General features: G+C 68.1%; 15 protein-coding genes. 4 read left to right on the top strand and 11 right to left on the bottom strand.

The window, feature by feature from the left end:
- Positions 1–31: 31 nt before the first annotated feature.
- From ACP694_RS01035 to ACP694_RS01025, 3 genes are all read right to left on the bottom strand, one after another.
- The gene (locus ACP694_RS01035) at positions 32–1,375 is read right to left on the bottom strand and encodes an ATP-binding protein (RefSeq protein ID WP_426009744.1); all 1,344 of its coding nucleotides are present in this window, start codon (positions 1,373–1,375) and stop codon (positions 32–34) included.
- A 160-nt stretch (positions 1,376–1,535) separates the two neighbouring features.
- Positions 1,536–2,237 carry a response regulator gene (locus ACP694_RS01030; RefSeq protein WP_426009742.1) on the bottom strand — a complete coding sequence of 234 codons (702 nt, stop codon included), beginning with the start codon at positions 2,235–2,237 and terminating at the stop codon, positions 1,536–1,538.
- Positions 2,234–2,764, bottom strand: a complete 531-nt coding sequence (locus ACP694_RS01025; protein WP_426009740.1) for a MarR family winged helix-turn-helix transcriptional regulator — start codon at positions 2,762–2,764, stop codon at positions 2,234–2,236. The genes ACP694_RS01030 and ACP694_RS01025 overlap by 4 nt, the downstream gene beginning before the upstream one ends.
- Positions 2,765–2,844: 80 nt before the next feature.
- Between ACP694_RS01025 and ACP694_RS01020 the strand changes: the two genes are divergently transcribed.
- Positions 2,845–3,732, top strand: coding sequence for a branched-chain amino acid aminotransferase (locus ACP694_RS01020; RefSeq protein ID WP_426009738.1), 888 nt, complete (start codon positions 2,845–2,847; stop codon positions 3,730–3,732).
- A gap of 35 nt (positions 3,733–3,767) precedes the next feature.
- On the opposite strand, the gene ACP694_RS01015 is transcribed toward ACP694_RS01020, so the two are convergent.
- The 6 genes from ACP694_RS01015 to ACP694_RS00990 all read right to left on the bottom strand — a co-directional run bounded on the left by ACP694_RS01015 (position 3,768) and on the right by ACP694_RS00990 (position 7,588).
- The gene (locus ACP694_RS01015; RefSeq protein WP_426009736.1) at positions 3,768–4,835 is read right to left on the bottom strand and encodes a tetratricopeptide repeat protein; all 1,068 of its coding nucleotides are present in this window, start codon (positions 4,833–4,835) and stop codon (positions 3,768–3,770) included.
- Between the two features lie 137 nt (positions 4,836–4,972).
- Complete coding sequence (locus ACP694_RS01010; protein WP_426009733.1) at positions 4,973–5,374, bottom strand: DUF4870 family protein; 402 nt, start codon at positions 5,372–5,374, stop codon at positions 4,973–4,975.
- 2 nt (positions 5,375–5,376) lie between these two features.
- Positions 5,377–5,742 carry a DUF4870 family protein gene (locus ACP694_RS01005; protein WP_426009731.1) on the bottom strand — a complete coding sequence of 122 codons (366 nt, stop codon included), beginning with the start codon at positions 5,740–5,742 and terminating at the stop codon, positions 5,377–5,379.
- A gap of 94 nt (positions 5,743–5,836) precedes the next feature.
- Positions 5,837–6,400: a hypothetical protein gene (locus tag ACP694_RS01000; RefSeq protein WP_426009728.1), complete on the bottom strand. Its 564-nt coding sequence runs from the start codon at positions 6,398–6,400 to the stop codon at positions 5,837–5,839.
- Positions 6,397–6,795 (bottom strand): dihydroneopterin aldolase, encoded by a 399-nt coding sequence (gene folB / locus ACP694_RS00995; protein WP_426011259.1) that lies wholly within the window; start codon positions 6,793–6,795, stop codon positions 6,397–6,399. The genes ACP694_RS01000 and folB overlap by 4 nt, the downstream gene beginning before the upstream one ends.
- Before the next feature lie 25 nt (positions 6,796–6,820).
- Positions 6,821–7,588, bottom strand: a complete 768-nt coding sequence (locus tag ACP694_RS00990) for an SDR family oxidoreductase (protein ID WP_426009726.1) — start codon at positions 7,586–7,588, stop codon at positions 6,821–6,823.
- A 343-nt stretch (positions 7,589–7,931) separates the two neighbouring features.
- Here ACP694_RS00990 and ACP694_RS00985 point away from each other — a divergent pair, with 343 nt between their 5' ends.
- The 3 genes from ACP694_RS00985 to ACP694_RS00975 all read left to right on the top strand — a co-directional run bounded on the left by ACP694_RS00985 (position 7,932) and on the right by ACP694_RS00975 (position 11,988).
- Entirely contained in the window at positions 7,932–8,402 is a 471-nt protein-coding gene (locus tag ACP694_RS00985) for an NUDIX domain-containing protein (protein WP_426009723.1), read from the top strand.
- A gap of 109 nt (positions 8,403–8,511) precedes the next feature.
- On the top strand, positions 8,512–9,951 hold the full coding sequence (locus ACP694_RS00980) for an aldehyde dehydrogenase family protein (protein ID WP_426009721.1): 1,440 nt from the start codon (positions 8,512–8,514) through the stop codon (positions 9,949–9,951).
- A 174-nt stretch (positions 9,952–10,125) separates the two neighbouring features.
- On the top strand, positions 10,126–11,988 hold the full coding sequence (locus tag ACP694_RS00975; protein ID WP_426009719.1) for an AMP-binding protein: 1,863 nt from the start codon (positions 10,126–10,128) through the stop codon (positions 11,986–11,988).
- 58 nt (positions 11,989–12,046) lie between these two features.
- On the opposite strand, the gene ACP694_RS00970 is transcribed toward ACP694_RS00975, so the two are convergent.
- Positions 12,047–14,494: a M20/M25/M40 family metallo-hydrolase gene (locus tag ACP694_RS00970; RefSeq protein ID WP_426009717.1), complete on the bottom strand. Its 2,448-nt coding sequence runs from the start codon at positions 14,492–14,494 to the stop codon at positions 12,047–12,049.
- A 162-nt stretch (positions 14,495–14,656) separates the two neighbouring features.
- Positions 14,657–17,173: a TonB-dependent receptor gene (locus ACP694_RS00965; protein ID WP_426009714.1), complete on the bottom strand. Its 2,517-nt coding sequence runs from the start codon at positions 17,171–17,173 to the stop codon at positions 14,657–14,659.
- Between the last annotated feature and the right edge of the window lie 218 nt (positions 17,174–17,391).

The raw sequence follows: 17,391 nt of genomic DNA, 5'->3' as shown, positions 1-17,391 counted from the left end.
ATCGCGACGGAGGGGGCGTCTTGGCGCCGCCCTAAGGCAACCGCAACACCGCCCGCAGTCCCCCCATCGGGGAGCGCTCGAGCGTCAGATCCCCGCCCAGTCCCCGCGCCATGTCGCGGGCGATGGCCAGGCCCAGGCCGACGCCCTTTTCGTTCTGGTTGCGCGACTCGTCGAGGCGGTTGAACGGTCGGAAAGCCTCCTCGTGCAGATCGTCGGGAATACCAGGGCCGTCGTCATCGACGAAGACCCACACTCCGCCGCTGGGCCGGGCGGTGGATGACACCCGCACGGTGTCGCCATGGGCGGCGGCGTTGTCGATCAGGTTGGCCAGGGCGCGCTTGAAGGCGTTGGGCCGAAGGATGGCCGACAGGTCGTCGCCCATCTGGGTCTCGATACGGGTTCCGGCCCGGGCCGCGCCGTCGCAGACGCCCTCGATCAGCGGCTTGAGCAGCACCTCCCGCGTCGCCTCGCCGCCCTCGCCGCGGGCGAACGACAGGTACTCGTCGATCATGTGCTCCATCTCGGACAGATCGCCCTGCATGGCCTGGATCTGGCCGCTGGGCTCGGCCAAGGCCAGTTCCAGCTTCAGCCGGGTCAGGGGCGTGCGCAGGTCGTGGCTGACCGAGGCCAGCAGGGCCGTGCGCTGCTCGATATGGCGTTGGATGCGGGCCTTCATGGCCAGGAAGGCCTGGGCCGCCATCCTCACCTCGCGCGCCCCATGCGGCTTGAAGGCCTCCTGGTCGATGCCGCGCCCGAAGGCGTCGGCGGCGTGGGCCAGGCGCTCGATGGCGCGCACCTGGTTGCGGATGAACAGGATCGCCACCGCAGTCAGCAACAGGGTCGCCACCACCATCCACAGGATGAAGATATGGCCCTGGGTGGCGAAGGCGCGATCGCGCGGAGCGATGATCCGCAGCACCCCCTCATGCACCTGCACCCGGATGTCGACATGGCCAGGATAGCGCGTGGTGTCGAACCAGAACGGGTCGTCCAGCCGGTCGTCGAGGGCGGTGCGCAGCGAGCGGTCCAGCGAGGCGAAGATCGACGGGCGCTGGCTGGTCGGCAGCTTGCGGCCCTTTTGCAGGGCGATCGACAGCGACATCGAGTCCTCGGCCCGCGCGGCCATCCTGTCGAGGGCGGCGGGCGAGGGGTCGTCCTTGTAGGTCTCCACCGCCCACGCTACGTCGCCGGCCAGGCCCTCGGACAGGCGGCTGGTCACGGTCTCCCAGTGAGCGTCGAAGAACGCCCAGGTGACGGCGATCTGCATCACCGCCACGGGCAGAACGATGATCAGCAACGACCGCCCGAACAGCGAGGTCGGCAGCCAGCGTTTGATCTGGCGCGGGATGAAGAGCTTGGTGCGCAGACGGGTCATTAAATCCTCCCCCTGTGGGGGAGGTGGCGCGAAGCGCCGGTGGGGGGAGGGTTGGGGTCGTCGATCCTGGATGAGGTGATCCTCCGATCACTCCCCCCTCCGTCGCCTTCGGCGACACCTCCCCCACAGGGGTAGGATTTCTGAATTGCGGTCGCCATCATCAATCCGGCGTCAACCGATACCCAATGCCCCGCACCGTCTGCAGGTACCGCGGGTTCTTTGGATCCGGTTCGATCTTGCGGCGCAGGCGGGTGACCTGGACGTCCACCGCGCGGCCGGTGGCGTCGACGGTGTCGGCGGCCAGTTCTAGGCGATCGACGGGCTCGTGCGCCACCCGGGCCAGGCGGCGCAGCAGGGTGACCTCGGCCTCGGTCAGGCGGATCGGCTCGCCGTCGCGCGTCAGCTCGCCGCGCTCGGGCTCGAAGGCGCAGCGGCCCAGGGAAAGCTCGCGCGGGCCCGACGGCTTGGGGGTGGAGCGGCGCAGTATGGCCTCGATGCGCAGCAGCAGCTCACGCGGCTCGAAGGGCTTGGCCAGGTAGTCGTCGGCGCCGTGGGTAAGGCCCTCGATGCGGTCGCCGGTCTGGTCGCGGGCGGTCAGCATCAGGATCGGCGTCTTGCCGACCTCACCGCCCTTGGCCCGCAGGCGCTTGGTGAAGGAAAAGCCGTCCTCGCCGGGCATCATCACGTCCAGCACCAGCAGGTCGAAGTCCATCGATCCGGTCAGCCGGTCGGCATGGGCGGCGTCGGCGGCGGCGCTGACCCGGAAGCCGGCGCGGGTCAGGAATTCCTTCAGCAGGACGCGGATGCGGTCGTCGTCATCGACCACCAGCAGGTGGCGCTCGGCGCGCTCTTCGGGGCTCAAAGGACGTCCCTCCGGTTCAACCCGACACCTTGGCGCGGACCAGCCAAGGCCGCCAGGATGCGGCGGGTTCCGGCCACCCCGTCCAGGCCGCCGGTGCGGTAGGCCCGCCCCAGCAAGCCGCGTAACCGCTCCGACACCCGTGTTTCGAAGGCCGCGCCCTCGGGGGTCAGCAGGGTAGGCCTGCGCCGGGCGTCCAGGTCCCCGGCCGCCTTCTGGACCAGGCCCAGGCGCTGCAGGTCGGTCAGGGTCTTGCTGGCCGCCTGCTTGGACAGGCTGGTCAGTTTCGACAGGTCCTGTACCCCGATGCCAGGCCGCCGGCGCAGCAGGAAGGCGGCGCGCCAGTGCGAACGGCCCAGGCCGGGACCCTCGGCTTCCAACGCCGCGTCGACTGCCGCCCACAGGGCCGCCTCGGCCAGCAGCAGCAGTTCCAGCCCGCTGTCCAGCTGCTCTTCGCCCAGGATCAGGCGCGGGTCGGTGGACCCCGCCGAGAGGCCCGAGGAGAGGCCCGAGGAGAGGGGCGTGACCACTAGCTTGCGTCCATTTTATTTGACCTGCCGCCCCCCGGGGCGTCTAAGAACCGGATTCCAAATAAGGAGGTCTTGGACCGATGTCTCTCGTTCCCTTCGACGATCGCGATGGTTGGATCTGGCTGGATGGCCAGTTCGTTGCCTGGCGCGAGGCGAAGGTGCACGTATTGACCCATGGCCTCCACTACGCCTCCTCGGTGTTCGAGGGCGAGCGGATGTATGGCGGCGAGATCTTCAAGCTGACCGAGCATACCGAGCGCCTGTTCAAATCGGCCGAAATCCTCGATTTCAAGATCCCCTACACGGTGGAGCAGATCGATGAAGCGTGCAAGGCGACCGCCGCCAAGAACGGCCTGACCGACTGCTATGTCCGCCCGATCGCCTGGCGCGGCAGCGAGATGATCGGTGTTTCGGCCCAGCAGACCAAGATCCACGTGGCCATCGCCGTTTGGGAATGGCCCAGCTATTTCGACCCGGCGACCAAGGCCAAGGGCATCCGCCTGACCTGGGCCAAGTACGACCGTCCCGCGCCCAACACCGCGCCGACCGCCGCCAAGGCCGCCGGCCTCTACATGATCTGCACCGTCTCCAAGCACGCCGCCGAGAAGGAAGGCTATGCCGACGCGATGATGCTCGACTACCGCGGCTATGTGGCCGAAGCGACGGGCGCCAACGTGTTCTTCATCAAGGATGGCGTGATCCACACCCCCACGCCCGACTGTTTCCTCGACGGCATCACCCGCCGCACGGTGATCGACATCGCCAAGCAGCGCGGGATTGAGGTGGTCGAGCGCCATATCGAGAAGCAGGAACTGGCCAGCTTCACCGAGTGCTTCATCGTCGGCACCGCCGCTGAGGTGACGCCCGTGTCGCAGATCGGCGAGTTCACTTTCAAGCCGGCCGCGATCTCGCTGTCGCTGATGGACGAGTACGCCCGGCTGGTGCGGCGCGAGCTGGTGGACGCCTAGGCCTGTAATTCCTCCACCACAGTGGGAGGACTATCTTAACCCGCCACCTTCGCTTCCAGCTCCGCCAACCGCGCCCGCGTCGACGCCAGGTCAGCCCCAAACCGCGCCGGATCGGCCGCCGCCAGCCGCGCGGCGACATCGTAGCTTTCGCGGTAGAGATCCAAGGCCCGCATCCGGTGACCGCGGTCCTCGCGCAGGTCGGCCAGGCGTTCCAGCGACACCGACAAGGCCCGCCGCGCGCCCGGATCGGCCGCCTCGCGGCCGCCGTGCGAGCGGCGCAGGGCCAGGGCTTCCTCGAAGGCCGACAGGGCCTCGTTGAGGCGGCCTTCCATCTCGGCCACGTCGCCGACCCCCGACAGGGCGCCGGCCAGCAGGTCGTCGGCGGTGAAGTCGTCTGGCCGAGCGGCGCGGGCTGAGCGGGCGAAGCTGACGGCTTCCTCATAGGCCTCGGCGGCCTCGTCCAGGCGGCCCTGACCGCGAGCGAAGTCGCCGAGATCGCAGTTGGCCTGGGCCTTTTCACGGTCGTTGCTCGCCACCCGGAGCATGCGGCTGAGCACCCTTGCCGCCTCCGGCCAGGTCTCGGTGCGGCTCAGGGCGATCAGCTTGGCGCGCAGTTCGGCGAAGGTCTCGACGGGGGCGACCTTGGTCGGTGCGTCGGCGGCCGTCATGACCACGGCCGTGACCGTGGGCGCGGGGGCAGTCTCGGATTTTGACAGGGTCAGCTTGGGCTGGCCGGGCGGATCGATCGCGATGATGGACGGCGGTTCGACCCGTTCAACCGGCTCCGGGGTGACCTCGGCCGGGGCATCGACGGCGGCAATCGGCTCGACGGCCAAGATCGGCGCGAGAACAGGCTCTCGGCCGCCCAGATCGACCGGCGCGACCCTGGGCCGCGATTTCGGTTTCGGTCGCGGGGTCAGGGCGGCGACGAGCAGCAAAGCCCCCGTGATCGCCGCCGCCCAGCCCACGAACGGCCGGTGTGGCTCGAACGGCCCGAGATCGAGGTGTTGCGCCCAGTCCCCCAGGACGCCCCAACCGCCGATAACATACCCCGATGTCGCCAGGATCACCCCGAGGATGATCCCTACGAGCCGAGCCATCATGTCGCCCCCTCAATGACCGCGTTCGTAAGGAGCGGCACGTCACAGCAGCCGAGGGGCGCCGTCGAGCGGTCACAACCGCCAGGGGAAGCCCCCGGCGCAAGCGCTGCCTTATCGGGCGCCATGCGGGCGAGGCGCCTTCAAATCAGCCAGGTGCGGGGGCGGGGATAGGCTTCGCCCTTCAGGAGATAGACCAGGCCCATGATGGTCCTGACCACGAACCAGACGCTGATGGCCCCCATGATCGTGCCGCCGACGATCATGATCGGGATGCCGATCAGCAGCACCAGCAGCGCCAACCCCACGAAGATCAAGGCCAGGCCGATCAGGAACCACCAGATCGACAGCCAGAAGGTGCGGATGGCGAAGATGTAGTGGCTGGCGTTGATCGGCCCGGCTGTGTCGCGATTGAGATAGGCGACGATCAGCCCGACCAGGAAGGTCAGGCCGTTGGTGAAACCCAGCAGATACAAGGCGTAGACGACGATCGGCAGGACCTTGTCCTCCTCGACGCGGTCGGGAGCGGGGGCGATGTCGGTCATGGTCAGATCATCCAGTTGCGAGGCGTGGGATAGGCCTGGCCCTTCAACAGCCAGGACAGACCAAGGATGCACCGCACGGCGGCCCAGATGCCGACGGCCGCCAGGATGACCAGGCCGATCCCGGCGATCACCAGCACGCCGCCGATGCACGAGAACAGCAGCCACAGCCAAAAGGTGCGGATCTGGAAGACGTAATGGCTCTGCATCCATTCGGGCGCGGCGGCCTTGCTGACATAGGCCAGGATCGCGCCAATCACCGCCGTGAAGCCGTTGAACGGTCCCAGCGCCAGCAGAATATAGATGATCACCGGCAAGGTCTTGTCGTCCTGCAGGGCGGGCGGCACGGCGGGGTCTTTGATCGGGCTCATGGGACGATGCTCGTCGAAGACGCGGCGGAAGGCAAATGAAGGTCGTGTAAGGCGGCGTCTAGCTTCCTTCTCCCGCAAGTGGAGAGGGATTCCGTCAGACGCTCGGCAGCAGGTCTTCCGGCAGCGCCTGCGGATCGAGCCCCTCGCCGCGGCCCAGCCAGGGTAGCGCCGCCGCCAACAGGATCAGCACGAAGGCCATGCGGGCGGCGATCTCCAGCGCCAGGCCGGTCATGCCGGGGCTGAAGGCCATCAGCAGCATGGCGACCGTGCCGACCGCCAGCAGGCCCATCACCCAGGTCAGCCCCTCGCGCGGGGCCAGCACGCTGGCCATTTCAAAGCGGGCGCGCGGCGCCAGATCGGCGGCCACCCCGGCGACGGCGCGGACCAGCAGCGCGAAGCTGGCCAACCGATCCTCGAACCGGCCGGGGCCGACATAGCTGTGAGCCGCCAGCACAGTCTTGCGACGGCCAAACACCAAGGTCAGCACCCGCCGGCGGCCGCCCTCGCGCGGCCGGGCCAGGCGAAAGATGGTCAGGGTCGATAGGGGAAAGCGCTGCTCGCGCGGGCCGCGACGCTCGACCAGCTCCGCGCCTTCCAGTGTCCAGACCGTTTCCGGCTGGAAGGGGGCGAGGCGGACGCTGTGCGAAAGCGGGCTCACCCCCGGACGGCGGTGATTTCCACCCCGGCCGCGGCGGCGTGGGGGGCCAGGGCCAGGGGCTTTTCGACCCGCACGCGGGCGCGGGTCACGCGGCTGTCGGCGAAACAGGCCTGGGCCAGGCGCTCGGCGAAGGTCTCGACCAGATCGATATGGCCCTCGGCGGCGATGGACAGGGCGGCCTGCAGGATGGTCTCGTAATTGACGGTGTCGCCCAGCTGCTCGCAGTGGCTGGCGGCGACGTCGAGCTCGACATCGATGACCAGGGGCTGTTGGCGGTCGTGCTCATGGTCATAGACGCCGATCCAGGCCTCGACCTTCAGCCCGCGCACGAACACCTTGGTGACGATGATCCGCGCCGGGCTGGGCTGGGTCGCGTCGTTCGGGGCGGTGGGCAGGGGTTGGGCGGCCACGGCGAGACTCTCAGGAACCGATGATGTCCGGCGTGCGCCAGCCCAGATGCTGACCCGCGTCGACCGCGATCATCTGGCCCGTGACCGCCCTTGCGTCAATGAGGTAGCGCAGGGCGGCGGCGATCTCGCCTGGGTTGGCGTGGCGTTGCAACAGGGTTCCGGCCGCCTCGGCCTCGAACTCGCCGGGGGCCTGATGCACCGACCGCAGCACGGGACCGGGGCCTATGGCGTTGACCCGGATGCGCGGCGCCAGGTCCTGGGCCAGGGTCTGGGTCACCCACCACAGTCCGGCCTTCGAGAGGGAATAGCTGAAAAACTGCGGATTGGGACGCAGCACGCGTTGATCGACGATGTTGACGATCTGGCCCTCCAACCCATTGGCGGCGTCGGCGGGCAAGGCGGCCGCGAAGGCCTGGGCCAGCACGACGGGGGCGCGCAGGTTGGCGTCCAGATGGGCGTCCCAGCTGGCGCGGGTGGCGCTGACCAGGCGGTCGTCCTCAAAGGTCGAGGCGCTGTTGATCAGCAGGGTGACGGGGCCGAGCGCGGCCTGGGCGCGGGCGATCAGGCCGGCGGTCTGGTCCTCGTCGGCCAGTTCGGCGTCGAGAATGACGGCGCGCTGGCCCAGGGCCGCGATCTCGTCGGCGACGGCCTGGGCTTCGTCGCGGGCCGTGCGGTAGTGGACGGCGACGTCGAAGCCGGCCCGCGCGGCCTCCAGGGCCAGGGCGCGACCGATCCGGCGGCCGGCGCCGGTGACCAGGGCCGCGCCGCGCGAGGTCATCGGTTTAGTCGAAACGACCGAATTCATACATGTTGAGGCCGAGGAGGACGGCCAGGAAGATGACGATGACGCCGATGGCGAGCATGGTGCGGGTCCGTTGTTCAGACTGAAGATGATGCGGCTTTAGCGGTGCGCGTGGCCGGCCGCAAGCATGGGGCGGGCTTCAAGTCGATGTTTCCCTTCGGAGCTCCAAATCTCCGTCTACCCGGCGAAGGCCGGGGCCCAGGTGAAACCCACGAGCGGCCCGGGATGAATCTGGGTCCCGGCCTTCGCCGGGAAGCCGGAGGTGGGAGGAGATCGGTGTGGACTGACCTGTGCGAGAAGAAAGGCTAAGCTGCCCCCCATGCTCTGGCGCCGCCACGTCGAACCCTTCACCCGCCCAATGGTCTTCGCGTGGTTTCGCCTCAGGCGCGGCCTGACGCTCGGCGTGCGCGGGGTGGTCACCGATGACGAGGGCCGGGTGCTGATGGTGCAGCACACCTATGTCCATGGCTGGCACCTGCCCGGCGGCGGGGTGGAGCGCGGCGAGACGGCCGAGACGGCGGTGATCCGGGAACTGCAGGAGGAGGCCGGCGTCCGGGTGATCGGGCCGGTGACCCTGGTCTCGGTGCATAGCAATGAGCGCCACCATCCCGGCGACCACGTGCTGGTCTATCGCGTCCAGGCCTGGGAGCCCTGCCCTTCCAGCGCCCAGGGCGAGATCAGCGAGGTCGGCTGGTTCGCGCCCGACGCCCTGCCAGGCGACGTCACGCCGGGCAATCGCAAGCGCATCGCCGAGGGCTTCCACGGGGCGGAACCCGACCCAATGTGGTGAGATCGAAAGATCAGCCCTTCCCCAGTGATCAACGATCATTAAAATGAGTGTTTGAACGAGGTCCGCCGTCTCCCCAGATGAGAGCGGCCCCAGCCCGGAGGAGCACAGCATGCGCGACTATCTGAAGTTCTATATCGATGGCCAGTGGGTGCAGCCCAAGGGCTCCCAGACGGTGGACGTGATCAATCCCGCCACCGAGGCCGTCGCTGGCCGGGTGACCCTGGGCACGGCCGAGGACGTCGACTTGGCGGTCCGCGCCGCCCGCAAGGCCTTCGCCACCTTCTCGGTCACTAGCCGCGAAGAGCGCGTCGACCTGCTTGAGCGGATCATCGCCGAATACCAGAAGCGCTTCGAGGACATGGCGAAAGCCATCACCGAGGAGATGGGCGCCCCGTCGTGGTTGGCCCAGCGCGCCCAGGCCGCCATGGGCATCGCCCACGTCCAGACGGCGCTGCAGGTGCTGAAGGACTACAAGTTCGAGGAAGACCGCGGCACGACCCATCTGGTCAAGGAGCCGATCGGCGTCTGCGCCTTCATCACCCCGTGGAATTGGCCGGTCAACCAGATCGCCTGCAAGGTGGCGCCCGCCCTGGCCGTCGGCTGCACCATGGTGCTCAAGCCCTCGGAAGTGGCGCCGTTCTCGGCCCAGATCTGGACCGAGATCCTGGCCGCCGCCGGCGTGCCGGCCGGGGTGTTCAACCTGGTCAATGGCGACGGCCCGGTGGTCGGCGCGGCGCTCAGCTCGCACCCGGAAGTCGACATGGTGTCGTTCACCGGCTCGACCCGCGCGGGCATCGAGGTGGCCAAGAACGCCGCCCCGACCGTCAAGCGCGTGCACCAGGAGCTGGGCGGCAAAAGCCCCAACATCATCCTCGACAACGCCGACTATGAGCGCGCGGTCGGCGGCGGCGTGGCCTCGGTGATGATGAACTCGGGCCAGTCGTGCAACGCGCCGACCCGGATGCTGGTCCCGCAAAAGCGTATGGACGAGGTGATCGCCATCGCCAAGGCCGCCGCCGACGCTCACACGGTGGGTGACCCGAACGGCAATTCCAAGCTGGGCCCGGTGGTCTCTGAGGTGCAGTGGAACAAGATCCAGGGCCTGATCCAGAAGGGCGTCGACGAGGGCGCCACCCTGGTCTCGGGCGGCCCTGGCAAGCCGGAAGGGCTGGAGGTCGGCTACTATGTCAAGCCAACCGTCTTCGCCAATGTCACCCCCGACATGACCATCGCCAAGGAAGAGATCTTCGGCCCGGTGCTGGCCATCCTCGGCTATGATGGGGTCGACCAGGCCGTGGCGATCGGCAACGACACCGAATACGGCCTGGCCGCCTACATCTCCGGCAACGACCCGGCCGAGGTGCGGGCCGTGGCCTCCAAGCTGCGGGCCGGCCAGGTGATCCTCAACGGCGCGGGGACCGACCTGATGGCCCCGTTCGGCGGCTACAAGATGAGCGGCAACGGCCGCGAATGGGGTGACCACGCCTTCGGCGAGTTCCTCGAAACCAAGGCCGTGCTGGGTTACTCGCCGAACGTGGCGGCAGAGTAACGAGATTGGGGACAGGCGCATGCGCCTGTCCCCTTTCAAACTCCGCTCATCCCGGCCTTCGCCGGGATGAGCGGATTGATACAGCAGGTCTTGTTGACGCTTGGGCAGCCTTTACCCTCACGTCAGGCGGCGTTACCTCCCGCCCAACAACGATAATCGACCGGGAGAGAAACGATGGACGGCGGCGATAGCCTCGCGAGCGCGCGCGACCCCAGCACCGCGCCGTTCAAGCCGCTGGCGATGAAGGGCCCGGAGATCACTGTCGATCGGCGGGCTGACGGCAGCATCGTCATCACCTCCAACCATCCGCCCGGCGACAGCCCACGCACCATCAGCCACCTGCTGGCTGAAAAGGCCGCGCTGCATCCCGACCGGCCCTATCTGAGACAGCGCGAGCCTGGCCACGGCCCGTGGCGGCAAATGACCTACGGCCAGGCCCAGCGGGCGGCGGAGGGGGTCGCCCAGTGGCTGCTGGACCAGGGCGTCACCGCCGACGACAGCGTGATGATCCTGTCGGGCAATTCCATCGAGCATGCCCTGATGACGCTCGGGGCCTATGGGGCCGGGGTCCCTGCCGCCCCGATCAGCCCGGCCTACAGCCTGATGTCGGCCGACCACGGCAAGCTCAAGCACTGCTTCGACAAGGTCGCCCCGCGCGTGGTCTTCGCCCAGTCCGGGGTGGTGTTCGACAAGGCCATCGCCGCCTTGCGAGCGATCAATCCCGATCTGCTGCTGGTCACCGCCGACGGGACCGGAGAAGGCGCGATCGCCTTCGACACGGTCGCCGCCACGCAGCCCAGGGATGTGGCCGCCCAACGCGAGACGCTTACCCCCGCCACCGTCGCCAAGTACCTGTTCACCTCTGGCTCGACCGGCATGCCCAAGGGCGTGCCCCAGACCCACGCCATGATGGCGGGCGTCATCGCCGGCCAGGAAGGCCTGCGCACCGACGAGCGCACCGATGAGCTCGCTGACAGCCTGGAATGGATGCCCTGGAGCCATATCTCGGCCGGCAATATCGGCTTCAACGCCGTGATCTGGAACGGCGGCACCTTGTGGATCGACGAGGGCAAGCCGCTGCCGGGGATGTTCGAGACCACGATCAAGAACCTCTACGAGGTCTCGCCCATCGTCTTCGGCTCGGCCCCGATCGCCTTCTCGATGCTGGCCGGGGCCATGGAAGCCGATCCGGTGCTACGCGCCGCGTTCTTCAAGAACCTGCGCTACATGGCCTATGGCGGGGCGACGCTGTCGGACGACGTCTACACGCGGATGCAGGCCCTGGCCGTGGCCGAGACCGGTCATCGCGTGCCGCTGGCCACGATGTATGGGGCGACGGAGACGCAAGGCATCACCCTGACCCACTGGATCACCGAGCGGGTCGGGCTGGTCGGCCTGCCACTGCCGGGCATCGCCCTGAAGCTAGCGCCATCGGGTTCGAAATACGAGGTGCGGGTCAAGGGGCCGACGGTGGCCAGCGGCTATCACAAGGACCCGGAGAAGACGGCGGCGGCCTTCGACGAGGAAGGCTTCTACAAACTTGGGGATGCGGCGCGGTTCGTCGATCCGGACGACCCGTCCAAGGGCCTGGTGTTTGACGGCCGAGTGACCGAGGACTTCAAGCTCGACAGCGGCACCTGGGTCAGCGTCGGCGTGCTGCGCCCCGACTTGGTGGCCGCCTGTAGCCCCTATGTTCATGACGCGGTGATCGTCGGCCAGGACAGGCCGTTCGTCGGGGCCATGGTCTGGCCGTCACCCGCCGGCCTGGCGGCGCTGGTCGCCGATCCGGGGCCGGGCACGCCACTGGACAAGCTGACGGTGATCCTGCGCGCGCGGATCGGGGCGTTCAACGCGGCGGCCGGCGGCTCGTCGCGGCGGGTGAGCCGGGTGGTGATCCTCACCGAACCGCCGTCCATCGACGCCGGTGAGATCACCGATAAGGGCTATGTGAACCAGCGCGCGACCCTGGAGCGCCGGGCGGGGCTGGCGGCGGCGTTGTATGCGAGCGCGCCGGTGGAAGGGGTGATCGTCGTCTGAGGTTCAGGGACGTGCTGGGGGCACGCGCAAGTGCATGTCCCCAGTCCGTTCACCGCCTCTATCGTTCGCCATCTCCCTCCACGGACGCCTCCCAACTCAGCGCCCCGCGATCCAGCACGATCGTCTTGTCGGAATAGCCCGTCGCCATCAGACCCGCCGGCTTGGCGGGGATGGCCGAGGCGCCACGCGGCCAGCCGTCGTGGATCTCGACGACCGCCACCTCGACCTTGCCGGCAGCCTTGGCGGTGAAGCTGAGGGTGACGCCGTTGGGGTCAGGGGCGTGGTAGGACAGGCTGCTCCATTCGCCGGCCGTGGTGGGCAGCACGAGGGGCCGGCCGTTCAGGCGCGGCTCGCTCAAGGCCAGGCTGGGGCGCAGACGCAGGGTCAGCACCTCGGCGCCCGGGCTGGGCAACGCGCGGATCAGCAACCGGTCGCCGGAGCGGTTGATGGTCAACACCGGACGCTCGACCGACAGCACGGCGGTCGGCGCCATCCACACCGGCTCGCGATAGAGCGGCGGATAGGCCTTGAGCGCCGCCGCCGCGCCGCCGTCGGACAGCACCACTTTCGACCACGGGTCCAGGCGCGGCTGAGGCGAGACGCGCCAGGCCGTGCCCATCGACAGGTCGGCCAGGTGGCTGGCCTCGGCCAGGCGCGGGCGGGTGGGTCCGCTGTCGCCGATTCCGGCATGGATCAGCAAGCCGGCGCCCGCCACGGCCGCGACGCCGGCGAAGATCGGCGACCAGCGATAGGCGGCGAAATCGAAGGCCAGCGGGATCAGGGCTGGGGCGGCCAGGATCGCGAATACCGCCAGCACAGCGGGCTCCATCAGGCCCACACCGGCGAAGGTCCAAGCCCCCCACGAGCCCAGCTGGGCCACGACAGCGGTGGCCACCAGGCAGACGACCAGGGTCATCAGCCAGGCCACCCGTCGATCGCGCGTGCCGCCGACGGCGGTGACCAAGGCCGCCACCAGGCTGGCGGCCAGCAACGGCCAGGCCAGCATCACCGAGCCTCCGGGCAGCAGGGCCTGGGTCGTGATCGTCAGGGCCAACAGCACCAGCAGCGCGCCCAGCCAGGCGCCCCAGACCCCGACCGCCCGGCCCAGGCTCAGCCATGCCAGGACGATCACCGCGCCGGCCATGCCCAGGCCGACGGGATCGAACCCGCCGACCAGGCTGCAGGCCCCGCCGAGAAGGGCGGCGATGACGGTGATCCACATCCGGCCCGTGCCGCGCGCCTGCAGGATCAGCACGCTCAGGCACACCCCGATCAGCAGGATCCCCGCTCCAGGGAGCAGGACGTTGAACTGGCCGAGCACGGCGTAATAGCGCTGCTGGTCGGCGATGCCGATCAGGCGTCCAGCCAGGTGGAGGGCCAGGACGGCGCTGGTGGCCAGCAGTAGAAAGCCGGCGATGCCGCGCAGGATCTCCAGCGGCTTGACCCCGAAGGTGGTCAGGGCGCGAAAGCCGGTGAAGACGATCAGCGCCCCCGCCAGGCCCAGGATCACCCAGCCGCCCCAGACGGGATAGGCCACGAGCCCCAGGGCCAGGACGTCGGAATAGATCAGGTCCGGCGCCTTGGCCGGCAAGGCGGCGCCATTGGCTAGGGCGCGGACCACCGGCAGGGCCTGGTCGCCCAGGTTCTGCAGGCTGCCCTGGTTGAGGTGGTCGGGGGTGGCCAGCGGCGTGTGATAGGCCAGCTGGTCGTCGATGAAGGCGAAGTTCAGGCCCGGCAGACCGGCGCGAAGGGCGTGGGTGAAGTCGGTGTCGTTGGGCATGCGCTGATAGACGGCGGCGGCCAGGGAGTTGGCGGTCGGCTGGTGTGCGGTCCCGGCATAGAGACGCAGCAGGTCGCCGCTGTCGGTTCCGGTCTGGAACATGGCCGCGCGGCCGGCGTCGCCCCGGGCCTCCATATTGATCACCACGCCCACATGCTCGCGCAGCGGATCGCGGGCGAAGAAGGCCTCGGCGCCCAGCAGGCCGGGCTCCTCGCCGTCGGTGAACAGGAAGATCACGTCGCGGGCCGGCGGCGGGCCGGCCTTCAGGGCGCGAGCGATCTCCAGGGCGGCGGCGACCCCGGCCGAGTCGTCGGCCGCGCCGGGCGAGTTATGGACGGTGTCATAGTGGCTCATCACCAGCACGGCGGGCGCTTGCGGGTCTGTTCCGGCCAGGGTGGCGACGATGTTCTGCACCGCGCCGACGGCGGTGGCGCGGGGCGACCACTTGGCGGCGTCGCGCACGCCTTCGCCGGCCCGCACGAAAACGTCCAGCCCGAGGCCGCTGGCTCGGCCCATCAGGTGGTCGCGCACCCGGACGATCTCGGCCGAGCCGATGGGGTGAGGTTTGGCGCCAATGGCGCGGACATCGACCATGGCGCGGCCGGCCGAGAACTGGTCGGCGGGGGCGTTGGCGGGGAGGGGAGCGGGCGTGCGCAGCGCCAGGTTGGCGATCGCCAGGCCCAGCAGCAGGCAGATCCAGACGCCAAGCAGCCTGATGGTCTTCATGCGAGCGCCTCCGCAGCGAATACCCCAGGGGCAAGGTGGGACTGTTCGGGATTCGATAAAAGCCGCGCGCAACGAAAAGGGCGACCCGGTTTCCCGGATCGCCCTTCGTTTGTCATGCTGGAAGCGGACGACGGTGAGCCGTCGACCCTTTTCCGGGTCGTCCTAGAACTTCGACCGCAGAGTCACGCCGTAGGTGCGGGGCGCGCCGAGGAAGGCGTCATAGGTGATGGTGTCAACGGCCGGACGGTAGGTGGGATTGGCCGCGTTGACGCCCGACGAGCCTTGCAGGAAGCCGTTGAAGGCCACTTGCTTGTACTCTTCGTCGAACAGATTCTGACCCCACAGCTCGACGGTCCAATGATCGTCAGCTGCGCCTAGGGCGACGCGAGCGTTCACCAGGGTGTAGGCCTCCTGCATCTTCGGTGGGAACAGGTCGGAGCCGGTGTTGTAGTCTGACGAGTACTTGGCGCCGACGTTGAAGCGGGCCTTCATGTTGTCGCCGACCGGATGCTCATAGCTGAGCGAGCCCGACAGCGAATATTTGGGGGCCAGCGACAGCCGGCTGCCCGGCAGTAGGGACAGCGCGCCGCCCGGATCGTTGGGGACCTTCTGGTCGCCATATTCGGTCTTGGCGTAGGTGAAGCCGCTCTGAACAGAGAGGCCGCGCACCGGTGTGAACCACAGGAAGTCGGCGTCGACGCCCCTTGAAGTCACTTCGGGAACCGGCCGCACCACGAACGAGGTGCCCAGGAAGGTGTTCAGCTGGAAGTCGCTGAACTTTTGATAGAAGCCGGTGACGTTCAGCAAGACCGTACGGTTGAAGAGGGTGTTCTTCATGCCGATTTCGTAGCTATCGACGAATTCGGCCGGGAACGAGGTGTTGCTGATCGGCTTGATCGGCAGGCCGGGCGTCAGGCCAGCGACGGTGCCGTCGCTCGACTGCGAGCGGTCGAGATTGAAGCCGCCACCCTTGTAGCCGCGGGCGTACGAGGCATAGGTGAACACTTCCGGCGAGATGCGGTACGCGGCCTTCAGCGTGCCGCTCCACTCCTTGTCCGAACGCTTCTGGGTATAGCCGCGGTTGTTGAACGCGGGGTTGGCCCAAGGCAGGCAGAGATTGGCCAGCACGGGGCCGACATTGGCCGCGCCGACGATCCCGGCGATGGCTCCGGCGCGGCTGAGGGCCGTTCCGCAACCCACACCGCCGTCACTCAAGGTCTGGTAGGTGTCGACGGTCTTTTCGTCGATGCTGTAGCGCAGGCCGGCCGTGAGTTCGAAGGCGTCGGTGACATGCCAGGTGTCGTTGGTGAACAGCGCGATGGTCGTGGCGCGTTGCTTGTAGCTGTCATAGAGGCCTTGGCCCGGCGTGAAGCTGGTATTGGGCGCTCGTCCCGTCAGCAGCGCCACGAAGTTGGGCACGCCGCCCGGCGTCACGGCCGCCGACAGCAGGCGACCCAGATACTGTTCGTAGTTGCGGCCGTAGAGGAAGTTGGCCTTGTTTTCCAACCGCTCGTCGGCCAGGAATGCGCCAACCAGCCAGTCGAACTTGGCGGTCTTGCCGGCCAGTCGCAGTTCCTGGGTGTAGGTCGTGAACTCGGCGTAGTTGGTGCCGTCCTTGTTGCGATAGGCCAGGTCGGCGTCGGTGAAGTCGGAATCCTGACCGTTGTCGGTGCGCCAGTTGCGGATCGCCGAGATCGAGGTCAGATCGCCGAACGGGGTCTCGATATTGCCTTCCAGCGAGACGCCCTTGTCTTCGACCGACGAGGGCGCGCCGCGGTTCTGGTATTCGACGCGGGCATAGGGGTCGGCTGGGTTGGCCAAGGCTGGCCCGCCGTTGACGATAGCCAGGACGCCCGCGGTCGGGCCGGTGCGGATCTGCACGGCGCCGCAGCAGTTCTCGTCGCGCTTGGTATAGTCACCGATCAGCTTGAAGGTGGCGTTGTCGTCCGGCACGAACAGCAGTTGGCCGCGGACGGTGTAGAAGCCTTGGTCGCCGTCCTGCTTGCGGTCGCTCGGGCCCTTGCCGTTGACGACTTCGTTGTAGCCATTGCGCTCGCGGGCCGCGACATAGAGCCGGCCGGCCAGGGTCTCTGTGCCAAACAGCGGACCGGTGACCGAGGCCGAGACGCCATGGGCGTTATAATTGCCGGCGGTCAGTTCGGCGCTGGCGCCAAAGCCGAACTCGGGCTCCTTGGTGATGATGTTGATGACGCCGGCCGAGGTGCTCTTGCCAAACAGCGTGCCTTGCGGGCCCTTCAGGACCTCGATGCGTTCCATCTCGCCCAGGTCGCCGAACGACACGCCGTTACGCGGGCGATAGACGCCGTCGATCACGACGCCGACCGAGCTTTCCAGGCCGGGATTGTCGCCGACGGTGCCGACGCCGCGGATGCGGGCGGTGGTCGAGGCTTCCGAGGTGGTCGAGGTGACGGTCAGGCCGGGGGTCAGGATCGTCAGATCCTTGATGTCCTTGATGCCGGTGTCTTGCAGAAGCTTGGCGCCAATGGCGGTGACCACGACCGGCACGTCCTGCAGGTTCTGTTCACGCTTCTGGGCGGTGACGACAATGCTGTCGACGGTGGGAGTGTCTGTCGTGGACTGGGCCTGAGCCGCCAGCGGGGTCAGACCGGCGAGCACGACGGCTGACGCCGTGCCGCAAAGCACCTTCGTAAAGCGCATTTCCTACCTCGGTTTTGTTTTATGACGTGAGCGCTTGCATCGCCCCCGCCTTTTGATTTGGTCCAGCCCGAACGATTGTTCGAATTGACACGAAACGGTTACGGCCGCGCTGGACGCCGGGCAAGGAGAAACCCTGTGGATTAAAGGTTTCCGGCCCGCTGTTGCGCGGATGCGACAGCGCATGGCGACCATCCTAGACTTTCCGTTGGCCGGAAACG

Source organism: Caulobacter sp. DWR2-3-1b2 (assembly GCF_049896345.1).
Taxonomy (GTDB): domain Bacteria; phylum Pseudomonadota; class Alphaproteobacteria; order Caulobacterales; family Caulobacteraceae; genus Caulobacter.
The sequence above is the reverse complement of the archived record's forward strand: the minus strand, read 5'-3'. Positions and strand labels throughout refer to the sequence as shown.

Bases quoted from the DNA above. Each gene is read 5' to 3' on its own strand.
- ACP694_RS01035 (WP_426009744.1), bottom strand. From the start codon at position 1,375: ATGACCCGTCTGCGCACCAAGCTCTTCATCCCGCGCCAGATCAAACGC.
- ACP694_RS01020 (WP_426009738.1), top strand. From the start codon at position 2,845: ATGTCTCTCGTTCCCTTCGACGATCGCGATGGTTGGATCTGGCTGGAT.
- ACP694_RS01015 (WP_426009736.1), bottom strand. From the start codon at position 4,835: ATGATGGCTCGGCTCGTAGGGATCATCCTCGGGGTGATCCTGGCGACA.
- ACP694_RS01010 (WP_426009733.1), bottom strand. From the start codon at position 5,374: ATGACCGACATCGCCCCCGCTCCCGACCGCGTCGAGGAGGACAAGGTC.
- ACP694_RS01005 (WP_426009731.1), bottom strand. From the start codon at position 5,742: ATGAGCCCGATCAAAGACCCCGCCGTGCCGCCCGCCCTGCAGGACGAC.
- ACP694_RS00990 (WP_426009726.1), bottom strand. From the start codon at position 7,588: ATGACCTCGCGCGGCGCGGCCCTGGTCACCGGCGCCGGCCGCCGGATC.
- ACP694_RS00985 (WP_426009723.1), top strand. From the start codon at position 7,932: ATGCTCTGGCGCCGCCACGTCGAACCCTTCACCCGCCCAATGGTCTTC.
- ACP694_RS00980 (WP_426009721.1), top strand. From the start codon at position 8,512: ATGCGCGACTATCTGAAGTTCTATATCGATGGCCAGTGGGTGCAGCCC.
- ACP694_RS00975 (WP_426009719.1), top strand. From the start codon at position 10,126: ATGGACGGCGGCGATAGCCTCGCGAGCGCGCGCGACCCCAGCACCGCG.
- ACP694_RS00970 (WP_426009717.1), bottom strand. From the start codon at position 14,494: ATGAAGACCATCAGGCTGCTTGGCGTCTGGATCTGCCTGCTGCTGGGC.
- ACP694_RS00965 (WP_426009714.1), bottom strand. From the start codon at position 17,173: ATGCGCTTTACGAAGGTGCTTTGCGGCACGGCGTCAGCCGTCGTGCTC.